This is a genomic window from Serratia sarumanii (assembly GCF_029962605.1).
GTDB classification, from domain to species: Bacteria; Pseudomonadota; Gammaproteobacteria; order Enterobacterales; family Enterobacteriaceae; genus Serratia; species Serratia sarumanii.
On the sequence record NZ_CP124750.1, the window covers coordinates 2942973 to 2965642 of the forward strand.

Annotated in this window: 17 protein-coding genes; 3 read left to right on the forward strand and 14 right to left on the reverse strand. The window is 59.8% G+C overall.

Translation table 11 applies throughout. The features are described from left to right. Position 1: 1 nt before the first annotated feature. From SSARUM_RS14015 to SSARUM_RS14040, 6 genes are all read right to left on the reverse strand, one after another. Entirely contained in the window at positions 2-2182 is a 2181-nt protein-coding gene (locus SSARUM_RS14015) for a polysaccharide biosynthesis tyrosine autokinase (RefSeq protein ID WP_033647729.1), read from the reverse strand. Positions 2183-2209: 27 nt separating this feature from the next. Continuing rightward, positions 2210-3343 (reverse strand): polysaccharide export protein, encoded by a 1134-nt coding sequence (locus tag SSARUM_RS14020; RefSeq protein WP_033647730.1) that lies wholly within the window; start codon positions 3341-3343, stop codon positions 2210-2212. A gap of 45 nt (positions 3344-3388) precedes the next feature. Further along, positions 3389-4438, reverse strand: a complete 1050-nt coding sequence (gene wecA / locus SSARUM_RS14025; protein ID WP_049212714.1) for a UDP-N-acetylglucosamine--undecaprenyl-phosphate N-acetylglucosaminephosphotransferase — start codon at positions 4436-4438, stop codon at positions 3389-3391. A 174-nt stretch (positions 4439-4612) separates the two neighbouring features. After that, entirely contained in the window at positions 4613-5575 is a 963-nt protein-coding gene (locus SSARUM_RS14030) for an NAD-dependent epimerase/dehydratase family protein (RefSeq protein ID WP_049212712.1), read from the reverse strand. A gap of 180 nt (positions 5576-5755) precedes the next feature. Further along, the gene (locus SSARUM_RS14035; RefSeq protein ID WP_060418930.1) at positions 5756-6655 is read right to left on the reverse strand and encodes a winged helix-turn-helix domain-containing protein; all 900 of its coding nucleotides are present in this window, start codon (positions 6653-6655) and stop codon (positions 5756-5758) included. Positions 6656-7426: 771 nt separating this feature from the next. After that, positions 7427-8821 carry a NarK family nitrate/nitrite MFS transporter gene (locus tag SSARUM_RS14040; protein ID WP_033647734.1) on the reverse strand — a complete coding sequence of 465 codons (1395 nt, stop codon included), beginning with the start codon at positions 8819-8821 and terminating at the stop codon, positions 7427-7429. Positions 8822-9171: 350 nt separating this feature from the next. On the opposite strand from SSARUM_RS14040, the gene narX reads away from it, so the two are divergent. Then, a complete protein-coding gene (gene narX / locus SSARUM_RS14045; RefSeq protein WP_043147601.1) occupies positions 9172-10956 on the forward strand; it encodes a nitrate/nitrite two-component system sensor histidine kinase NarX in 1785 nt (594 codons plus the stop codon). Positions 10957-10966: 10 nt separating this feature from the next. Beyond that, complete coding sequence (gene narL, locus SSARUM_RS14050) at positions 10967-11617, forward strand: two-component system response regulator NarL (RefSeq protein WP_016927346.1); 651 nt, start codon at positions 10967-10969, stop codon at positions 11615-11617. Here the strand turns inward: narL and SSARUM_RS14055 are convergent. Further along, positions 11614-13125: a YchO/YchP family invasin gene (locus SSARUM_RS14055; protein ID WP_033653663.1), complete on the reverse strand. Its 1512-nt coding sequence runs from the start codon at positions 13123-13125 to the stop codon at positions 11614-11616. The genes narL and SSARUM_RS14055 overlap by 4 nt on opposite strands. Before the next feature lie 429 nt (positions 13126-13554). On the opposite strand from SSARUM_RS14055, the gene SSARUM_RS14060 reads away from it, so the two are divergent. Then, positions 13555-14313: a prepilin peptidase gene (locus SSARUM_RS14060; RefSeq protein ID WP_223181964.1), complete on the forward strand. Its 759-nt coding sequence runs from the start codon at positions 13555-13557 to the stop codon at positions 14311-14313. 312 nt (positions 14314-14625) lie between these two features. On the opposite strand, the gene SSARUM_RS14065 is transcribed toward SSARUM_RS14060, so the two are convergent. From SSARUM_RS14065 to cbl, 7 genes are all read right to left on the reverse strand, one after another. Further along, entirely contained in the window at positions 14626-16200 is a 1575-nt protein-coding gene (locus SSARUM_RS14065; RefSeq protein ID WP_043147603.1) for an ABC transporter substrate-binding protein, read from the reverse strand. A gap of 132 nt (positions 16201-16332) precedes the next feature. After that, entirely contained in the window at positions 16333-17004 is a 672-nt protein-coding gene (locus SSARUM_RS14070; protein ID WP_033634942.1) for an ABC transporter ATP-binding protein, read from the reverse strand. Beyond that, on the reverse strand, positions 17001-17843 hold the full coding sequence (locus SSARUM_RS14075; protein ID WP_039565565.1) for an ABC transporter ATP-binding protein: 843 nt from the start codon (positions 17841-17843) through the stop codon (positions 17001-17003). Before SSARUM_RS14075 ends, SSARUM_RS14070 begins: the two co-directional genes overlap by 4 nt. Next, positions 17833-18702 carry an ABC transporter permease gene (locus tag SSARUM_RS14080; RefSeq protein WP_060387885.1) on the reverse strand — a complete coding sequence of 290 codons (870 nt, stop codon included), beginning with the start codon at positions 18700-18702 and terminating at the stop codon, positions 17833-17835. The genes SSARUM_RS14075 and SSARUM_RS14080 overlap by 11 nt, the downstream gene beginning before the upstream one ends. After that, positions 18699-19754: an ABC transporter permease gene (locus tag SSARUM_RS14085; protein WP_033647742.1), complete on the reverse strand. Its 1056-nt coding sequence runs from the start codon at positions 19752-19754 to the stop codon at positions 18699-18701. The genes SSARUM_RS14080 and SSARUM_RS14085 overlap by 4 nt, the downstream gene beginning before the upstream one ends. Beyond that, entirely contained in the window at positions 19754-21322 is a 1569-nt protein-coding gene (locus tag SSARUM_RS14090; protein WP_043147605.1) for an ABC transporter substrate-binding protein, read from the reverse strand. The genes SSARUM_RS14085 and SSARUM_RS14090 overlap by 1 nt, the downstream gene beginning before the upstream one ends. A gap of 175 nt (positions 21323-21497) precedes the next feature. Then, positions 21498-22451, reverse strand: coding sequence for an HTH-type transcriptional regulator Cbl (cbl, locus tag SSARUM_RS14095; protein WP_033634950.1), 954 nt, complete (start codon positions 22449-22451; stop codon positions 21498-21500). Between the last annotated feature and the right edge of the window lie 219 nt (positions 22452-22670).

Sequence of the window (22670 nt, forward strand, 5' to 3'; positions counted from 1 at the left end):
CTTACTCCCCTGCCTGCGGGCGTTCTTCCCGATGGCTTGGGTAGGCGAAGTTGTAATAGCTCATGTCGGTTGCCGCCTTCTTCACCATGCCGTTGAGGATCACGCCCTTGATCGTCACCCCATTCTGTTCGAAGCGGCGCATGCTGGTTTCGATCTGCTTGACGGTATTCACCTCAAAGCGCACCACCAGCAGCGAGGTGCCCGCGTGATTGCCGACGATCGCCGCGTCCGTCACCGCCAGAATCGGCGGCGTGTCGATCAGCACCAGATCGTAGTTTTGCCCGGCCCAGCGCAGAAAATCGGCGAAACGGCGGTGCATCAGCAGTTCGGACGGGTTCGGCGGCACCTGGCCGCGCGGCACGAAGTCCAGGTTGGCGATGGCGGTTTTCCGCACCGCCTGTTCCGCCGTCACGTTGCCCACCAGCATGTCGGACAGGCCCTGATGCCCATCATCCGCCAACCAGCGGTGCAGGAAGCCTTTGCGCATATCGGCGTCGATCAACAGCACCCGCTGCCCGGCCTGCGCCACCACCACCGCCAGGTTGGTGCTGGTAAAGCTCTTGCCGCTTTCCGGGCTGGCGCCGGAGACCATCAGAATGTTGTTTTTGGCCTCCATCATGGCGAAATGCAGGCTGGTGCGCAGGCTGCGGATCGCTTCCACCGACAGATCCGTCGGTTCGGCCACCGCCAGGATCGGCAAGCGCCGGCCGCCGGATTTGGGCAGCAAATGGCGCTGCTCGCGGTTGCGCTTGACCTGCCACGGCGACAGCGGCACGGTGGCGTAGACGTTGATGCCCCGCTTCTCCAGGGTATCGATATCATTGATGCCGCGATGGAAAGCCGCGCGCAGCAGCACCACCGAGGCGGCGCCTCCCGCCCCCAGCAGCAGCGCCAACAAGACGATCAGCATCTTTTGCGGCTTAATCGGCCGGATAGCGGTTTCCGCTTCGTCGATGATGCGAACGTTGCCCACCGTGCCGGCCTTGCTGATGCTCAGCTCCTGCTGCTTGTTCATCAGCTGCATGTAAACCTGCTGATCCACCTGCACGTCGCGGGTGAGGCGCAGGATCTCCTGCTGCATTTTCGGCAGCGTCTGCACCTGTTTACCCAGCCGCGCCTTTTCCGCCTCCAGCGTGGCGCGCTTTTCCAGCAGCGCCCGGTAAGCCGGGTGCGCGCGGGTATAGAGCTTGGAGATCTCCGCTTCCTTGAAGGTCAGCTCATTGAGCTGGGCTTCGAGCTGCACCTGAGTATCCAGCACCGATTTGGCTTCCAGCGACAGATCCACCGAGTCGTTTTGCTGGCGGAACTGATTGAGCTGGGTTTCGGCATTGTTCAGCGAGGTTTGCGTTTGCGGCAATTGCTCTTGCAGGAACGCCAGCATGCGCTGCGCCTCTTCCGTTTTGCGGTCCACGTTCTGTTGCAGGTAGTTGTCGGTGATGTTCTTCAGCATCGCCTCGGCGCTCTGCGGATCTTCGCTCGGCAGCGTAAAGGCCATGATGCCGCTGTCCTTGCCGCCCGGTACCACGTCCAGGTATTTGCGCAGATCATCCACCGCTTCTTGACGCGCGACTTTGACCACGGTAAAGCTGGCGCCCGGCGCCGCGTCCAGCGCCGAGACGGTCATGTTCCAACCGCCCTGCGCCACCGGCTGCCCGACCACGCCGCTGAACAGTTTGTCGCCGTCATGGCTCAATTCGTAATGCTGCCCGTCGCGCACCGTCAGCGTCAGCGCTTCGCCCTGCATGTCCGCCGGCGTCGTCAGCGTGGTGATGTTCAGCACCGGCGGCTTTTCACCGCTCAACCGGGCAAGGCCTTTGCCGAACACCGGGAAATAGTCCGGGCTGACGCGCACCGTCAGGCCGAGGGCGTCCACCGTTTTGCCGAGCACGTAGCGTGACTTGGCCAGCGTCACCTCATCCTGCGTCGCCGAGCTTTGCCCCATCGTGCTGTCCAGCGTTTCACGCAGCAGCGAATCGCCGGACAGCTGCTTCTCCACCTGCACCACCGCCGTGGCCTGATACACCGGGGTGGCCAACAGGGCGTAGGCGACGCCCAGCACGCCGGCCAAACCGGTCACGACGGCGATCCGCCAACGGTTATCCCACAGCGGCCCGATCAGCCGCTCCCACTCCAGCTTTTCATCTTGTTCGGCCACCATCACGGACAGCGCATTGTTTTTCATCTTCTGTTCCTTATTCACCCTGCGGAGTTACCAGTTGCGCACGCGCAAGGTAGCCTCGCTGAGATCGTTAAAGCTGCTGATGGTCGGCACCAGCTGGCTGATCAAACGGTTCCAGCGCGCGATCGGCGCCGCAGTGACGTACACGACGTCGTAAGGTTGCAGCTGAAATTCAGCGCCCATCGCCAGCGCGCTGGCGTCGGAGAGATCGAACTGATACAGCGTCGCCAGCCGCTGCGGCGTTTTACCGCCGCTCGGCCGGATCACGAACACCCCGGTCGCATCCGCCACCGTCTGGCTGATCCCTTCGGAAGATCCGAGGGCTTCGGTCAGGGTCATGCCGCTGCGATCCATCTTCAGCGTCGCTTGCTTGCCCACCTCGCCCATCACGAACACTTTCAATTCGTCATTGCGCGGGATGTAGAGGATGTCGCCCGGCTGCAGCAGCGCGTTCTGGCTGATGTCGCCACGCTGCATCAGCGCCTGCAGCGAAATAGCCCGCTCTTTGCCCTGATGGGTCAGCACCACGTTGCGCCAGTCGGCGTTGTCCGTCAGGCCGCCGGCGGCGTTGATCGCGTCCAGAATGGTCAACGGCACGTTGGTGATCGCCTGTTGGCCGGAGGTTTTCACTTCGCCGGTCACGTAGGCCTTCTGCGAACGAAAAGCGGCGATGCTGACGTCCACCTGCGGGCTTTCCACGTACTGCGCCAGACGGCCGGCGATCAGGCTGCGCACTTCGGTGACGGTCTTGCCCACCACCGCCACTCGCCCGATATAGGGATAAAAGATCGTGCCATCTGCATGCACCCAGTTGCCGGTATCGCTGGCGCTGCGGTACTGCCCGGCCGGCGTGGTCAACTCGGGGTGATCCCAGACGGTGACGTTCAACACGTCGCCGACGCCGATGCGGTATTGATAGTTCTGCAACCGCTGATCCAGCGCCGGATTCGGCCGGGCGACCGGTTCTACGCGCCGCATTTTCTGCAGCAGCATCGGCGACATGCGGTAAACCTGCACCTGGTCATTCAAATCGAAATCGTCATCCTGCTGCACGACGATGGCTTTTCCGCTGGTCGGTAAATGTGAGCCGGGGACCACCGTACACCCGCTCAACAACGCGGAGGTGAAGGCCAACGGCATCAAAAGAGGCAAATGAAAATTCATGGAAGTACCGTGATAAGCGGGCTGCTGCCGCAGCCCGTGAGGGGATTAACGGCCGACGGTCGGATTATCGCTGAACACCGTCGCCTGACGCGGTTCGCGCAACATGGCGAAATAACCGCAGAAACAAAACAGAAACGCCACCAGCATCAGGCTTTCCTGCAGCTGCAGCACTTCGCTGCAAATGCCGACGCAGGCCAGCGTCACCGCCAGCATGGTGCTCATCGCCAGCGCCTGGCGCGCATTGAGCCCGCGACGCATCAGAATGTGGTGCAAATGATCGCGGCCCGCTTTGAAGGGGCTTTGGCGGCGCAACAGGCGGCGCACCATCACGGTCACCATGTCCATCAGCGGAATGGCGATCAGCCACAGCGCGGTGACCGGACGCATTACCGCCTGCGGCCCCTGAGTCGCCAGCAACACCAGCCACAGCACGCTGAAACCGATCACCATGCTGCCGGCGTCCCCCATAAAGATCTTGTTGCGCGCGCCGAACAGGCTCAGGTTGAACAGCAGATAAGCCGCCAGCGCGGCGATCAGGCCCAGGCACCACAGCGCCAGATCTTCCCGGCCGCCCAATCCGAACACAATGGCCAATGCAACGAAGGTAACGCAGGACAAGGCGCCCAGTTGCCCATCGATGCCATCCACCATGTTGTAGGCGTTGATCGCTCCCCATACCGCCAGCGGCGTAAGCAGCAACGCGCCATAGCCGAGCATCACTTCCTGATGCCCCCAGACATAACCCAATGAGGAAAGCTGCATCCCTGCCGCCAGCATCATCGCCAGCGCGATCCCTCCCTGCACCATGACGCGCGGCGCCACGGGCAGATCAAAGCGGTCATCCAGCACGCCCAATACCACCAGCGCCGTAATGCACAGCAGATAGACGGTGCTGTCGGGCAGCCAGGCGGGTTGCCACAGCGTCATCAGCATCAGCGTCAGGTATATGGCGATGCCGCCGACCAGCGGAATATGTCCCAGATGTTGCTTGCGCGCATTGGGCTTATCCACCAATCCCACCGTCAAGGCGGCCCGGCGGGCAATAAGCACCCAGGCGACCGCCAGCACAAATATCACGCTCAGTTGATATAACATCGTTCCTCCAGCGAATAAGCACGCTACCGCCCTTGAGTTACAGCTCCCAATGCGCTATTAACAAAAACAAAATTGATCCGGCCAGGATATAAGTCAGCATGAGTTAATCCTGAAAAATACAGATTTATCCGCTTGTCGGCGGAAATAAGTAAATAACGTCAGCGTGCGGTTAAGTTATCTATCAGAAAACTCATGTTTAATGGTTCTTTCGATTGCCGAATCAAGTTCAACCGGCGCCACGAAATTATTTTTCACATTACTTTTAAATTGCGTTCTGGCGCAGAATTTCTGCACTCTGACGCGGCTGATTGGGAATTTTTTACGACTTATTTTACTCACGACATCCAATGCGGTCGCCCCGCATATGCCCACCACATAAGGAATGCGAATCGTCTTATTTTCTCTGCCCAGCGAGGAGGAAATAACGTCGACCAATTGATTCATCGTAAAATCCGGTTTATCGACGTAGTTGCTGACCTGATAACTTGACTGCTGGTCCAACGCATGTTCCAGCCGCGCGGCAATATTTTCAACGTAAGCCATCGACTTCATATTATTGCCGCTGCCAATCATCACGAATCGGCCGCTGGCGATCTGGCGAAACAGGTTATACACATTGCCCCGGTTGCCTTCACCGAATACCACCGTCGGGCGGATGATGGTCAATTTGTTTGCGCTATCCGCCTTGCGCCACGCTTCATAAACGTATTCCGCTTCGAGCTTGGACTTGCCGTAATGGTTGAAGGGATCGAAACGTCCCCCTTCATCGGTTTCCTGCTCGACGAACCCGTAAACGGCCACCGAGGAAGTGAAAATGATTTGGCGGATATTCAAGGCGGAGGCGGTCATGCAGACATGGCGTGCGCCTTCGACATTGACCTGATAATAGAGCGAAATAGGATCGACGTTGTCCTGATGCTCCGCCGCCAGATTAATGATGGCGTCACAGCCCGCCAGCGGTTCTTGCAGGGTCTGGGGCTGTGTCACGTCGCCATACTGATAGAGCGCCGGAAAATGCGCGCTGGGTTGCTTGTCAACGATGACCAACGTCAGATCATCGCGCGCACTGAGACGTTTTGCCAGGCGTGTTCCGATAAAACCGGAACCCCCGATAATAGCTACTTTACGCTTATCCATAATTTGTCACTCAGCAGGTTCTCATTATTCCTGTCACCGCGATGGAAACAGGACGCTAATATGCGTTAGGTAATGAGTTCCAGACTGGACAAATCGAACCTGGCTTTCAAATAACAAATAATGAAATAAAAGATTTCATCAAATGTAAAATTATCGCTAAAGATAAAACCTCATTCAGCACTAATTTTTAACATCGTAAGCAACTTGATATTGCAAGGTTTTGTTCGGCAATATGAGATTAATCCGACCTTTACCCGGCGTAGAAGAAGTCTCATATTTTACCGGCAACTTAAGCTGCCCTTGCTTAGGGTCGACACATTCGATGGTCGCCTGCTCCATGCTCTCGCCCTGGTACAGGCAGAGCAGGGTTTGCGGGCTGTTGGTATGGGGATTATTCAGCGTCAGCGTCAACACCACGCGCGTGTTGTTCTGAATATCATTGATCACCGGTGGACGAGTTTGGTTGCCGAGCACATATGAAAAATGTGAAATAACCAGCAAAGAAGCGAATACCGTCAGGTATTTCACTACGCGGCTGGCGGGCATGCTGAAAAAGCGCCGCGCCGTCGTCGATTTTTTTTCACGCGTGGGTTCATGAGCTGACTCTACCGTTGCAACAGGCGCAGCCACCAGCGTCGATTTACGCGGCTTATCTATTTTTTCATCGTTTGTTTCAGACGACTCACTTTCATTTTCAGAAAGTTCCGCTTGAATATCAACGCCAATATTTTCATCGCCATTTAATATATCATCATCAGCGTAGCCCTCATCCTCGGATATAAAGTAAAAAGCCGCTTGATTTTCCACCTTGTAACCCAAACGGGGAATGGTTCTGATAAGCGTATGTTCCGTGTCGCTAATTTTTTGGCGAATAGATTTAATTGTTTGATTTATCGTTGAATCTGAGCAGTAAGTTCCTTTCCAGATATTTTCTATAATTTCCGTTCGTGTAACCAGCTCTGGCGATCTGGCGACAAGCAGCGAAAGAATTTGATACTCCTTCCAACGCAGACGAAATTTCTCCCCGGCAGGAGTCAGAACATCGAGATTCCTAATCTTTATTCTTTTATCAAGATTCACTTTTAATTTCCTTAGCGTGCCTGTCCTGCACACTTTGTATAGAAATATCAAAAAATGTTCAAGAAATTAAATGTAAACTCAACAGGTTGCATTCATCGGATATTGGCCTTTATAAAAATTTTCTGATTTCATTTTTTACATTAGGCCTTATTAAGGATGTTCCGTTTACCCAAATGACTCTTTTTCCCTGCTGGCAACATGGATTTCTTTCATGGCTACCGTAAAATTCAAATGGTCACCTCATTGATTTAAAAAGGAAAAACTAGCGGCGTTGTTAGATTGTTAATCGAATAAAATTGTGAAATTTCATTCTTATCCGTGAATTCATTGTGTTTTTCCACCTAATCTGATTGTCAGATAGACTACAAAAAGCCGGAAAAAACAGAATGAGAGTTATCTGATTTAACCCCGTTACACATTCCACTCAGTGCGTGCAGCATCTATGACAAAACCCTATTACTGATTTTATAACAATCGCACTAATTATGCCTTACCGTCCCGGAAATTTCATTTAATCTGCGGAAAGATATTAACGCCTTAATGTAAGAATACTCTCAATAAAACGAAAAAAACGTACAAATAATATAATCCGTTTTGGCGAAAATATTCCCACATTGAGAGATAGTGCTATAAAAAAAGAAAAAAACGGCAAGCGGAGATGAGAATTTTACCTAAAGACAGAAAATTTCACTGAGGAGGCGAGGAGAGATGACTCGGAATGAGCGAAATATCCCTCCCCTGCCGGGAGGGATTGAGAAAGACGTTTGATACTCAGGCTTTTTTCTTGCGGCCATACACCGCCCAGGTGATCACCACGCACAAGATATAGAACACCAGGAATACTTTCATTGCCCCCGCCGGCGAACCGGTCAACGCCAGCGAGGTGCCGAATGCCTGGGGAATGAAGAAGCCGCCGGCGGCGCCGATCGCCGAGATAAAGCCCAATGCGGCGGCGGAGTCCGTCACCGCTTCACGCTGCGCGCTCTCGTCGCTGCCGCCGGCCGCTTTCACGCGATCGACAGTGATTTTACGGAAAATGACGGCGATCATTTGGAAAGTCGACCCGCTGCCCAGCCCCGCAGTGAGGAACAGCACCATAAAGATGCCGTAGAAGGCGATGAACGAACCGCCCTCACCCGCCGTCGGCAAGGTCAGGAACAGCAGCGCGGCGAATACGGCCATCACCACAAAGTTGATCAGCGTCACCCGCACGCCGCCGAAACGGTCAGACAGCGCGCCGCCGACCGGCCGCGCCAGCGCACCGAGGAACGGCCCGAAGAATGCGTAATGCAGGATCACGATGTCCGGGAATTGCGTCTTCGACAGCATGGCAAAACCGGCGGAGAAACCGATGAAAGAACCGAAGGTTGCGAGATACAGCAAACTCAGCATCCACAAATGCCCACGCTTGAGCACCGGCAGTTGCTGGCGCAGCGAGGCCTTGGCCGCCGCCAGATCGTTCATGCCGAACCAAGCCGCCAGGGTGGCGACCAGCAGGAAAGGCACCCAGACCCAGGCGGCGTTTTCCAGCCACAGCTGCCCCCCCTCCGCCTGATTTTGCGCCGTGCCGCCAAACAGGCCGAACAGGCTGAAAGAAATCGCCAGCGGCGCGACCAGCTGCATGACGCTGACGCCCAGATTTCCCAACCCGCCGTTGAGCCCTAACGCGCCGCCCTGACGCGCTTTTGGGAAGAAGAAGCTGATGTTGGCCATGCTGGAGGCAAAGTTGGCGCCGGCGAAGCCGCACAGCAGGGAAATGATGACGAACACGCTGTACGGCGTGCTGCTGTCTTGCACCGCGAACCCCAGCCACAAGCACGGCACCAGCAGGAAGCAGGTGCTGATGGCGGTCCAGCGACGGCCGCCAAACAGCGGGATCACGAATGAATACGGCACGCGTAAAATAGCACCCGACACCGACGGCAGCGCCGTCAGGAGGAACAGCTGGTCGGTGGTGAAGTTGAAGCCCACCTTGTTCAGGTTGACCGCGACGGCGCTGAACAGCATCCAGACGCAGAAGGCCAGCAGCAGGCAGGGAATGGAAATCCACAGGTTGCGGGTGGCGATGCGATGGCCACGCTGCTGCCAAAAGGCGCTGTCTTCAGGACGCCAGTCCTGAATCAGCGCACCGGTTTTCTTTGATGAAGGCGTTGCAAGTTGCGACATAAAAACCTCAGACACGGGGGATCATTCTGCACACCCTAGGGGGCGGCCCCGGCGGCAAAGTTGATGTATATCAACCCGAATGCAAGTAGTTGGCGGCGCAAATAGCGCCTTCATCCCCTTAGGGGTACGCCCAAAATAAAAATTAAATCACTTTAAATCAACGCATTAGAAAACATCACGCCGCTACTCTCACCGCTGCGCCGTCCCGCCGGAAACTAATGGGTACTTCATTCGAGGTATGGGGTTATGCTCAGGGATAATCAAAAATACGGCTGAATCGTTACTTGTTTACCCCGTCGCCGCCTCTCCCCCTGAGTTTCAGCGGCGCCAAATGCCAGGAACCCGCGCTTATGAAACGCCTGTTGGCCCCGCTTTCGATCGTGAATCAGGTCGCCCTGCTGATGTTGCTGTCGGGCATTCTGGGCGTGGCCGGCATGGGGATTTCCGCCTGGATGTCGCAAAGCATTCAGGGCAATGCGCACGCCATCAACAAGGCCGGCTCACTGCGTATGCAAAGCTACCGTCTGCTGGCGCAGGTGCCGCTGGATGAACGGCATGAAGCGTTGATTCGCGAACTGGAGCGCGACGAAAACAGCCCCGATCTGCAGCGTTCGGTGGAGCAGGAAGGGTTGACGCAACCTTTCGACGCCTTGCGCGACTACTGGCAACAGACCCTGCAACCACGCCTGCGCAGCGCGCAGCGCCCGGCCGACGCCGCGCCGCAGGTGGCGCACTTCGTGCAGCTGCTGGATAAGCTGGTGTCGGATATCGACAGGCAAACCGAGCGCCGCCTGCTGATGGTGACGCTGGTGCAGGCCGGCTTCATCGCGCTGACCCTGCTGCTGCTGATCGGCACCACCTGCTACCTGCGCCGCCGGTTGCTGCATCCGTGGCGACAGCTGGTGGAAATGGCGCTGGCGGTGGGCCGCGGCGATTTTAGCCGCCGCTTCGCGCAGCGCGGCCATCAGGATGAAATGGCGTCGCTCGGCGGCGCGTTGAACACCATGTCCGACGAACTGTCGGCCACCTACAGCGGGCTGGAGCAGCGCGTGGCCGAGAAGACCGCGGACCTGCAGCAAAAGAATCAGGTGCTGAGCTTCCTTTATCGCGCCAGCCGCCTGCTGCACGCCAGCGAGCCGCTGTGCAGCCGCCTGACGCCGCTGCTCAACCAGCTGCAAACCCTGACGCCGCTGCGCGCCATTCAGGTGCGACTGTATGAAAACGACAGCCGGGAACCGCTGCTGCAGCTGAGCGGCAACCAGCCGCTGCGGCCGGAGCATTGCCATAACCCGGTGTGCAGCGCCTGCCTGAACGACAGCGACCGCCAGCATCCCGACAATCCGTCGCTGAGCTGGAGCCTGAGCGACAAGCTCGGCGACTACGGCGTGATCGTGGCACAGCATGCGCCGCAACAGCCGCTGAACGATGAGCACCGCCAGCTGATCAACACCCTGGTGGAGCAGCTGACCAGCGTGCTGGCCATCGAGCGTCAGGTCGACCATCAGCAGCAGCTGATGCTGATGGAAGAACGGGCGGCGATCGCCCGCGAGCTGCACGACTCCATCGCCCAATCGCTTTCCTGCCTGAAAATGCAAATCGCCTGCCTGCAGATGCAGGGCGAAACGCTCTCGTCGGCCAGCCAGGCGCTGGTGCAGCAGATGCGCGAAGAGCTGAACGGCGCCTATCGCCAGCTGCGCGAGCTGCTGACCACCTTCCGCCTGCAACTGACCGAACCGGGCCTGCTGGCGGCGCTGCAATCGACAGTGGCGGAGTTCAATCCCAAACTGGGTCTGACCATCAGCCTCGATTACCAACTGGGGCCACGCACGGTGCCGGCTTACCAGGCCATTCACCTGCTGCAGATCGCCCGCGAGGCGCTCAGCAACATCCTTAAGCATGCCGCCGCCAGCGAGGTAAGCATTCAGGTCATCAACAAGCGGGGCGAAGTGACCCTGAGCGTATGCGACAACGGACGCGGCCTGCCGGCCGAGACGTCTCGCCCCGACCATTACGGCTTGATCATCATGCGCGATCGCGCCAAGAGCCTGCATGGCCGCTGCAATATTTTACCGCGCAGCGGCGGCGGCACCGAGGTGCGGGTCAGCTTCACGCCGGATAACCACGCCATCGACTAACGGAGACACCATGACGACAGAAACCGCCGCCACAATCTTACTGATAGACGACCACCCGATGCTGCGCAACGGCGTAAAACAGCTGATTGGCATGGACGCCCGCCTGCAGGTCATCGCCGAAGCCAGCAACGGTGAGCAAGGCGTCACGCTGGCGGAGCAGCACGACCCGGACCTGATCCTGCTCGACCTGAACATGCCCGGCATCAACGGGCTGGAAACGCTGGATCGCCTGCGCCAGACCGACCTGTCGGGGCGCGTCGTGGTGTTCAGCGTGTCCAACCATGAAGACGACGTCGTCAGCGCGCTCAAACGCGGCGCCGACGGCTATCTGTTGAAAGACATGGAGCCGGAGGATCTGCTGAAGGCGCTGCATCAGGCGGCGGCCGGGCAGATGGTGCTGAGCGAAACGCTGACGCCGATCCTCGCCGCCAGCCTGCGGGAAAACCGCCCCAGCGCCGATCGCGATATTCAGCAATTGACGCCGCGCGAGCGGGATATCCTGAAGCTGATCGCCCAGGGGCTGCCGAACAAGCTGATCGCCCGCCGCCTGACCATCACCGAGAGCACCGTCAAGGTGCACGTCAAACACCTGCTGAAAAAGATGAAGCTAAAATCCCGCGTCGAGGCCGCGGTGTGGGTGCTGCAGGGTAAAAACGGTTAATCGCCGCCGTACAGCGGCCCGGTTTGCGCCGGGATCGGCGGCGGCGTCAGGGTTTTGATCGGCAGCAGGCTCGCATCATCACCGGCGGTCGCCGTCAGCGGCGGCGCCACTTTCAGCTCTATCCAGTTGGAGGTCACGCGCTGCTGCTTTTCGTCCTCCAGCGTGACCGACAGCCGGTAGCTGTTGGCGGCGCCCGGCGCGTCGTCCCACGGCGGCACGATCGCCGTCCAGCCCTGCGGATCGTTGGCGTTGTGCGGCGGCGTCAGGCTCAGCGCCTGCGTATCCCCCTGCCAACTGACGTGAGCGATGCCGTTCAACGCCTTGATTTCCAGCACCAGCGGCACGGTTTCCCCTGCCTGCAGGCTCCACGGCGGCGTGGCCAGGAACACCTGCAGCGTTTTGCGCTGGCGGAATTCCAGCACCGGCACGTTCTTGCGTTCGATGGGATCATAGCGGCTGCCGCGCAGCGACTTGGCCTGCGCCACATACTCCGGCGAAATCTGCTTCGCCAGCGGTACCCCGAGCCGATAGCTCAGCGCCAGTTCGACCTGATCCTGGCTCTGCCCGCCCGCGCCAATCTTATGCAGCGCCTTCATCGTCACCAGCGGCACCGGCGTGTAATTGAGCCCCAGCTGCATCGCGCGCGGATCGTTTTGTTTTTTGCCGCTGCCAAACAGATCGACATTATCGCCCAGATACTGCTCATAGCTGAGCGAACCGCCGATCTGGCGATAAAACGGCAGATAGCCTTGCGTCGTGATGTCGTAACCGCGCGCCGGACGGCTGAAAAACACGCCATCGCCGGGCTGTTGCGCCAGCGCCGACAGCGGGTAGTAATAGTTGGTGGAGAAACGCAGGTAGTCTCCCCAGGCTTCCGCGCCGACGCTGCCGCGATTGCGCTGCCGGGCGAAATCGCTGTCGAGCGCCGTGTTGTAACCCAGCAGCCAGTCGCCGACGATCCAGCGCTGCCCCAGCGCAAAATTGCCGAGCGCCCCGGCGCTTTGCTGCAGCCAGCCGATCTGGCTGTAGGTCAGCAATCCGTCGACGTCGTACAGCGGGCTGAATAACTGCCCGTTGCTGCCGGTAAAGTCCCCCTCACCGGTCATCTTCAGCGATAGCCGGGCGGTGCCCAGCGGCGACAACAGCTCCTGCGCCTGTTGCTGCAGCGTGTCGGCCGCCTGGCCGAGCAGGTAATCCTCGGCGCGGCTGCGCATCTGCTGACGGGAAACGTTATTCAGATCTTTTTCGCCAAACTGCTTGGCCATCTCGGCCCACTGCTTCTCGCGCGCGGCATCGTCGGGCGCACCGCCCAGCTCCGGCAAACTCTCGGCCGGATCCGCGGCTTGCCGTTCGGAAGAAATAACGGCGTCCGGCGCCGGCGGGGATTCGGCGCACACGGGCGCCGCGCCGGCCAGCCACACCAGCGGCCCGGCCAGCCAGGCCGCCCGGCGGCGGCGCCAGAGTCGTTTTTTGATTTTGATGAGTCCTGCCTGAATTTCGTCTTTCATGACACCGTTGGCCTCCCTCCCTCCTGGAGCATGCCAACCCACTGCTTTGCTGCCGCCTTTCCCGCGGCAGATCTGAAAAACCTTACGTCCCGGCCTGTCGGGGCGCCTCTCCCTTAAAGCCTAACGGCTTGACGAGCAGAAACAATAGGATAAACCCCAATCACCTCTCAGTGACGCCGTCACTTACGCCATTGGCCGCTCCATTCCGGCCGCCAGGTGAATTCACACCCTTTTAGCACCGATTTTGCCGATAAAAAGCGCAGCAACCCACTGCTGCGCGCCACCGCGCATGGCATTGTATCACTCTGCAATACCTAAAGTGGCGATGCGCACGACTGCGCATTTCTCACAATCCACCGCATTTCACTCCGATGAAATACGCATTTTGCCGTTATTTTAAACATCTGTTTCACGACTGACGGAGCCTTGATGTTTCTTTTCTCACTGTGGCACGCGCTGTTTTTTACCGCGCTGCTGTCGGCAGGAATGGTCGCCTTCGCGCTCATCACCCGGCTGGAGCGAACGGCGGCCGTGCGCGCCAGCCCGCCGAGATTGCGCCGCCGCAGCCTGCTGCTGACGGCCTTGGGTGTGGCGTTGGCGACGCTGCCTTTCGACCCGCCGGCAGCACACCGGCTGTGGTTACCGCCGGCCGCGGCGCTGCTGATCGCCCTGGCCTGGCTGGACTGGCGCCACCGCTGGCTGCCGGACCGGCTGACCCAGCCGCTGCTGTGGGGCGGGCTGCTGTGCAATCTCGACGCTCGCTGGGCGCCGCTGGACGATGCGGTTATCGGCGCCGCCGCCGGCTACGGGGCGTTGTGGCTGCTCAACGCGCTTTATCGGCAGCTGCGGCGGCGTAACGGCATCGGCCAGGGCGACTTCAAACTGCTTGCGGCGCTGGGCGCCTGGCTCGGTTGGACGATGCTGCCGCTGCTGGTCTGCCTGGCGGCAGTATTCGGATTAGGCATGGCCTTGGCGCGCGGCCTGCGCAACCGTCGCGCCTGGCGAACACCGCAACCTTTCGGCATCGCCTTGGCGGCCGCCGGCTGGCTGTTGCTCTTGATGAACGCCGGCCAGAACGCGCCGGCGTTGTTCGGTGAGTTCTTCAGCGTCTCGATCAGCCGATTGAGCAATCCGGCCACTTCTGCCGTGCTGGCCGTTGCCGGATTGGCCAGTGGCTGGAAACCATAAAAACTGTTCCGGCGTCACAACCTCACCGGCGGCGAGCCAGGTTGCCGCGCGCTCCACTGAAGCGTTTCCGTTATTGTCCATAATATCTCCTGAGGTGATGTGTCCGCCTCATTGCGGACAACCGCGGTGAAAGACGTAAACAACGCCGCCTTTCAGCGCCAATTTATCAGCGCCATGTGAGCACGTTATGAAATTTCATTTTATTTCACCCTGACAAAACCTCTCACGATTCCAGGTTGCAGCAGCAAGCGATTTCACGCACGGGCGGCCTTTGGCGCGATAGAAAGCTCGGCCAGGCGCACGGCGTTGGCGCTACTTGCTGACCCGATCCAGATACAGCATGCTGTTGGCGATATCCAACCGGGCACCTTTGACGTTGTCGCGCAATGCCACCAGCGTTTGCCCCTGCAGCGCCACTACATAGGGCGAGCTGGCCTGCAGTTCCCGTTGCAGCGCGGCATAACGTGCGCGGCGCGCGGCGCTGTTGCCCTCTGCGGCCGCGGCACGCGTTTCCGCGCTGATGGCGGGAATGCCCCACTGGGTGCGCCAGGCCAGGGTTTTCGGCCCACCGGGCACGTTGTAGGCAAAGGCGCTGGCGTTGGTGTTCGGATCTAGGTAGTCGGCGCCCCAGTAGGTGAAGATCGCCTGAAAATCGCGGCCGCGCATCTTGCCCCACAGGTCGCTCTCCACCACCGGATGGATATCCAGCCGCAGCCCGGCCTGCGCGAAGCTGGCCTGCAGCGCCTGTGCGATGTCAGTGTACGGCGGCTGATTGATGACGATAAGATCGAGGCGCGTACCTTCGGCAATACCGGCATCGCGCAGGATCTGTTTGGCTTTGCCCACGTCGAGCGTAAACGGCCGATCGTCGAGCGCCCCATCCAATCCCTGCGGCAAGAAGGCCTGATGCACGCGATATTGCCCTTTCAGCAGTTGCTCGGCGATGCTTTGATAATCCACCAGCCAGCGCGCCGCCCGCCACAGCGCCGGATTGCCCAGCGCCGGGTTGTCTTTGCTGCCGGTGTTGAAACCGAGGTAATAGACCCGGGGCGCATCGGCCTGCTCGATGCGCACGCCAGACGCGTTGCGCAGCGAGTCGAACTGGTCGGCGCCCAGATCGTAGGCCACGTCGGCATCTCCTTTCAGCAACAGCAAACGGCGGGTGCCGGCGTCGCTGACGTTCTTGAACAACACCGTTTTCAGCCGGGCCGGCGACGGCGCATAGTCGTTGCGGCCAAACAGCAGCGCTTCGTGCGGCACATAGTTGTTCACCCGATACGGGCCGCCGCCGGCGGAATGGCCGCGCAGCCAGGCATTGCCGTAATCCCCCTGCTGCGCGTGCTCGTTCAGCAGCTTTTCATCCACGATCGAGGCCACATTCGCCGTCAGCAGCCGCAACGCCAACTCGCTGCCGATGTTGGCGGGCCAACTGAGTTGCACCTGGTTATCCCCCACCTTCTTCAGCTGCTGCTCAACGTTATCCGGCGTCCAGCCAAACTCACCGAGAATAAACGACGGCGCCTTGTTCAGCTTCACCGCGCGAACCAGCGAGAAAATCACGTCTTCGGGCCGCAGGGGATTGCCGGAAGCGAAGCGCTGCTGCGGTTTCAGGGTAAAGATCAGGCTGTGGCCATCGGCGCCCGCTTGCCAACTGGCGGCGGCGTCCGGCGCCAGCGTTTGCGGCGCACCGCGATCCGGCGCCACCAGGCGCTGATAGAGGTTGACCAGATTGGCCGAGCTGACGGTTTCAAAACTCTCCGCCGGATCGAGGCTGATAATGCCCTCCAGCGAACTGACCACCACCAAGGTGTCCTGCGGGGTGGCGGCCTGCGCACCGAACGCGGCCACCAGCGCGCCATACAATAAGGTTGGGATTAACCGTTTCATCGATACACTCTCCACTATCACGCGGTTGCGCTGTTTTTCGAGTGTAGGGGGTAAGAATTAACGGAAGAACGACGATAAATTGCTTTATTTATTACCAGGATGGATATGCCCGCCGCGTTGGCGGGCATAGGGTCAAACGATGATGCGGCCGTGCGCCATCGCCACCGAACGATCGCACATGTGGTCAATCACGTCCGCATCGTGGCTGACCAGCACCATCGTCAGATCGCCCGCCTGTTTCAGCTCGTTGAGCAGGTTGAGGATCTCCGCCTGCACCGACATGTCCAACGCCGAGGTCGGCTCATCCAGCAACAGCAGCTTCGGCCGCAGCAACAATGCGCGCACGATCGCCACACGCTGACGCTGGCCGCCCGACAGCTGATGCGGGTAGCGCTCCAGCAGGCGCGGATCCAACCCCACCTGGCGAAAGCCCGCGCTGATTTTACGTTCAATGTCGCTTTCCTGCAGCAGTTTGAGCGGCTCCGACAGCGTACGCAAAAGCCGGTGCTTGGGGTGTAGCGAAGCATAGGGATCCTGAAACACCATCTGCACCTCGCGCCGCAGCTCGCCGGTAAACGCCTGGCCCGGCTGCAGGCGCCGCCCCAGCAACTCAAAGCCGCCCTGCCAACTGCCATTCAGCCCGGCCAGCACCCACAGCAACGAGGACTTGCCGCAGCCGGAAGGCCCCACCAGCCCGAAACACTCGCCCGGTTCGATGCGCAGGTTAACCTCATGCACCACGGTGCGCAGTTCGTAACCCTGGCGATGACTGACGCTCAGGTTCTCCAGTGCGATCACGCTCATTTCAACGTCTCCAACAGCGCGCGATCCAGCACCGGCAGCGGTTTGCCGCGCGTCTCGCGGCTCGGCCGACACGCCCACAGCGTGCGGGTATAAGGATGCGTGGCCTGCGCCAGCTCTGCTGCCGGCAGCTGATCCAACAGCTCGCCTTTGTACATCACCAGCACCCGCTCGCAGTGGTGCGCCACCTGCTGCAAATCGTGGCTGATCAGGATCAGCCCCATATTGCGTTGCGCCACCAGGTTTTCTATCAGCTGCAGCACCTGATCGCGCATCTGGTGATCCAGCGCCGAAGTCGGTTCATCGGCAATCAACAGCTGCGGATCGTTGATCAACGCAATGGCCAGCATCACCCGCTGCCCCATGCCGCCGGAGAGCTGATGCGGATAGCGGCGGCACAGCGCAGCCGGATCGGGCAAGCCCACCGCCGCCAGCATCTCCAGCACTTTTTCACGCCGCTCGGCGCGGCTCAGCTTCGCATGCAGCACCAGCGGCTCCTCCACCTGACGGCCGATCGGCTGATTGGGATTCAGCGCATGCTTGGGATCTTGCATCACCATCGCCACCCGGTCGCCGCGCAGCCGGCTCCACTGGCGCTCGCTCAGGCGCGTCAAGTCTTCATCGCCCAGCGTCAGGCGCTGCGCCTGCAGCTGCAACGGCGGCGGCAATAGCCCCATCAGCGCACGCGCGGTCAACGATTTGCCGGAACCGGACTCACCGACCAGCGCCAGCCGCTCCCGCCCCATGCTGAACGAAATATGCTTCACCAACGTCACCGGCTGTGGCCCCGGCACGCCGATCGCCAACCGTTCGACGGTCAATAAGGTGTTATCAGTGCCCATGACGAGGATCCATTTTGTCGCGCAGGCCATCGCCCAGCAGGTTAAACGCCAGGCTGGCGAACAGGATCGCCCCGCCCGGCGCGGCGGCGACCCACCATTGGTCGAAAATCACTTTACTGCCTTCGGCCACCATCGAGCCCCATTCGGCGGTCGGCGGCGCGACGCCCATGCCGAGGAACCCCAGACCGGCGGCGGACAGGATGATGCCGCCCAGGCTGAGCGCTGCGCGCACCACCGCGCTCGGCAGGCATAAAGGCAAAATATGGCCGACCATCAGCCGCAGCCCGTTGATGCCCTGCATGCGCGCCGCCGCCAGGTAATCGCTGCGGCGCAGCGCCAGGGTTTCGGCCCGCGCCTGGCGGGCAAAGGCCGGCCAGCTGGTCAATGCCAGCGCCAGCGCGCCGTTCATCAGCCCCGGCCCCATGACCGCCACGAACGCCAGCGCGATCACCAGGCTCGGCAGCGACAGAAAAATGTCGGTCAGGCGCATCAAAATGCGCTCTACCCAGCCGCCGAGGTAACCGGCGCCAATGCCGACCAGCAGGCCGATGGGAATAGTCAACACCAGAATCAGCGACACCAGAATCAGCGTCGGCCGCGCGCCGTAAATCACGCGGGAGAGCAAGTCGCGGCCAAAACCGTCGGTGCCCAGCCAATGTACGGCGGAAGGCGGCAATAACCGCAGCTCGATATGCTGCAGATTGGGATCGAAAGGCGCCAGCCACGGAGCCAGCAGCGCGGTGACGATCAGAATCGCCACCAGCGCCGTGCCCAGCGTCAGCGTGGTCAGGCGCCGGCCACGGCGGTAACCGACGGCTGGCTCGCTTTGCGGTTCGTGTTCAGAGAGATATTGGCTCATCGGGTTCGCGGATCCACTAAATAGGTCAAGGCGTCGGCCAGCGCATTCAACAGCACGAAACAGGTGCCGATCAGCAGCGTGGCACCGAGGATCGCCGGCGTATCGGCGGCAAACAGCGCCGAGGTCAGGTAACGCCCGACGCCGGGCCAGGCGAACACCGTTTCGGTCAATACCGCGCCCTCCAGCAGGCTGGCGTAGGAGAGAGACAGTACGGTGATCAGCGTGCCCAGCACGTTGGGAAACACATGGCGCAGCAGAATGCGCAGGCGCCCGGCCCCCTTGGAACGCGCCAGCGTCACGTATTCCTTGTTGCACTCTTCCAGCATCGCCGCCCGCAGCAACCGAGTAATGCCCGCCATCGACAACAGCGCCAACGCCACTACCGGCAACCACAGGTGGCCGATGGCGTTGTAGAACATGTCGCGATCGCCGGACAGCCAGCTGTCGATCAACACGAAACCGCTGCGCGGCTCCATGCTGTACAGGTAGATGTCGTCCAGCCGCCCCGGCCCCGCCGACCAGTGCAGCGTGGCGTAGAACAGCAGCAGCCCGAGCAGGCTCAGCCAGAAAATCGGCACCGAATAACCGATCAGCGATAGCAGACGTGCCGCGTTATCCAGCCAGCTGCCCGGTTTGAGCACCGCCAGAAACGCCAGCGTAATGCCGCCGAGGGCGCCGAGGATAATGGCGCAGGTGGCCAGCTCCACCGTCGCCGGGAAGGTACGCAGCAAATCGCTCAACACCGGCTGGGCGGTTATGCGCGAAATGCCCAAATCGCCGTGCGCCAGGTGCACCAGATAACGCCAAAACTGCACCGGCAACGGCTGATCCAACCCCAACTCATGCCGCACCTGTGCGTAGGTGGCTTCGCTGGCATGATCGCCCGCCACCTGCAGCGCCGGATCGATCGGCGCCAGATGCGACAGCATGAAGGTGAACAGCAGCAGGCCAAGCAACGTCAACGCCAGCGACAGCGCGCCGCCGAGCAGCCGCCCGCCCCAGCGCCAATACCGCCGGGCCGCCCCGGCGGAGGCGGACAGTTCAGCGGCCATTACTTGCTGACCTTGCTGTAGAACACCATGTCAGGGTTGATGCCCTGCACATAGCCCTTGAGGTTGTCGCGCACCGCAATCAGGCTGCGCGCCTGCAGGCCGATGACGAACGGCGAGCTTTGCTGCACCTGTTTTTGCAGTTGCTGGTAGTCGGCCACCCGTTTGGCGGTGTCGTTTTCCGCGGTGGCGGCCAGCGTCAGCTTGCTCAGCGCCGGGATCTGCCAGTTGGCGCGCCAGGCCAGCGTCTTGCTGCCGTCTTCCGGGTTGTAGGCGAAGGCTGCGGCGTTGGTGTTAGGGTCGAAATAATCCGGCCCCCAGGAAGTCAGCGTCGCATCGTAGTTAAGCGTTTTCACCTTGGTGGAGACCTGCGAGCTGATGCCCGGCACCAGTTCCACCTTCACGCCGCCCTGGGCAAAACTGGCCTGCAGCGCCTGGGCGATATCCAGGTACGGCGGCTGGTTGTTGACGTCCAGACGGAAACTGACGTTGCTGAGCCCCGCTTTGGCCAGTATTTCTTTGGCTTTTTGCGGATTGAAGCTGTACGGCTGATCCTTGAGCGCACCCAGATAACCGTCCGGCAGGAATGCCTGATGGCTCTGGAACTGCCCTTTCAGCAGATCGTCGGCGATGCCTTGGTAATCGAACAGCCAGCGCGCCGCCTCCCAGAACGCCGGATTGCCGAGCGCCGGCGACGCCTTGGCGTTGAACTGCAGGAAATAAAGTGAGGCGTAAGGAATGGCCAACGGTTTGACGCCCGGCTTGCCCTTCAGGGCCGCCATCTGGTCTGCCCCCAGGTTGCGCGCGATATCGGCATCGCCCTGCTCGATCAGCAAACGGCGCGCGGCCGGATCGGGCACGTTTTTGATCAGGATGGTTTTCAGCGTCGGCGCCCCTTCCGGCGAACCGGGGTTGGCGTCCAGCACCACAACCTCGTGCGGCACATAGGTGCGGATTTTGTAAGGGCCGCTGCCGGCGGAGTGGCGGTTTAACCATTGGTGCCCCAGATCGTCGCCCTGCTGGTGCGCCAGCGCCTCTTTGGCGTCGACGATCGACGATACCGGCGCCGACAGCAGGCTGAGCACGAAGGCTGGGCTGACGTTTTCACTCCAGCTGATTTTTACCTGGTGGTCATCCACCTTGCTCAGGTGTTGCTCCACGTTCTTCGCGTTCCAGCCCAGCTGCGTCAGGATAAACGACGGCTCCAGATTCAGTTTTACCACCCGTGAAAGCGAGAAGATCACGTCTTCCGGCCGCAGCGGATTGCCGCTGGCGAACCTGGCGTCCGGGCGCAGGCTGAAAGTCAGGCTGCGATTGTCGGCGCCGGCCTGCCAGCTGCTGGCCAGGGTTGGCTTGAGATCGATAGGGTTGTGCGGATCGGACTGGATCAGACGTTGATACAGGCTGTTGAACGACTGCACCGTGGTTAACTCAAATCCCTGGGCCGGGTCAAAGCTGACCACGTCATCGATAGACTGCGCGATCACCAGCGTGTTGGCCGGCGTCGCCGCCTGCGCGTTAACGCTGGCCGCCACGGCTAAAAACAGCAAAGAAGGAACGAGCGCTTTCATCTGAAACTCTCCAAGCGGATGGAATTTATAATAATTTCGCGAGTGTATGCGAGCACGATCGGCAGCTGAAGGTACTTAAATCACTATAGATATTCTTTTTATGTATATAGATGGGATTTTGATTATTAGGGGAGCGATGCGGAATGCGCGGCAGGGGTTGCCTGCCGCTTATCGATTAAATCTGGTAGTCAATCACCGCATCCAGCTGCGACGAGAAGACCTTGTCCTTGATTTCGGTCAGCGACAGCGTCGGGTTGCACAGTTGGATAAAGCGCCAGGCATAGTTGCGCTGCAGCTGGCTGCGCTTCAGGCCCAGCCATACCGTATTGGGTTCAAACAGGTGCTCGGCGTTGAGGCTCACCAACCCGCGATCGCGCTCTTTTTCATACGACATGTCCGCCAGCACGCCCACGCCCAATCCCAGTTCGACGTAGGTTTTAATTACGTCGGAATCCTGCGCGCTGAGCGCGATGTCCGGCGTCAGACCCGCCGCTTTGAACGCCGCATCCAACTTCGCGCGCCCGGTAATGCCCTGGCGGTAAGTGATCAGCGGCAAGGTGCTGAGCATCTCCAGCGTCACCTGCGGCTGGCGCGTCAACTCGTGCCCTTCCGGCACCAAAATGGTGTGATGCCAGCGGTAGTACGGGAATGCCGCCAGCGACTCGTCGCTCATCAGACGTTCGCTGGCGATGCCGATATCGGCTTCGCCGGCGGCCAGCATCGAGACGATCTCTTCGGGGCTGCCCTGATTGAGCACCACCCGCACCCGTGGATAAAGCGCGCGAAACTCTTTGATCACTCCCGGCAGGCTGTAGCGCGCCTGGGTGTGCGTCGTCGCGATATGCAGCTGCCCCGAATCGTTGCTGCTGAAGACGTCCGCCAGGCGACGGATGTTGTTGGCGTCGTTGAGAATGCGTTCCGCCACCACCAGCAGCTCTTTGCCGGGCTCGGTCATGCCCAGCAGCCGTTTGCCGCGGCGAATGAATATTTCAATGCCCAGCTCTTCTTCCAGCTCGCGAATATGCCGGCTGACGCCGGACTGCGAAGTAAATAAGGTATTGGCGACCTCGGTCAGGTTGTAGTTGCAGCGCGCCGATTCGCGAATAATTTTTAATTGTTGAAAGTTCATCCCCGTCTCCCTGTTTCTTGCGGTAGCGTCTGCCATATTGATACGGAGTCCTGCGGGGCTGAACAAATAAGAAATAGCCTTTAGTTATGCAATTTAATACTAAGTGAATTATTTATCGTGACTCTCGGGGTGTGAAGACGGAGGAAAATGATGAATGGCTTTAAAAATAACGAGATAAATAACCATACAAAGAGACAGGCTTAAATAATCATGCAGAAT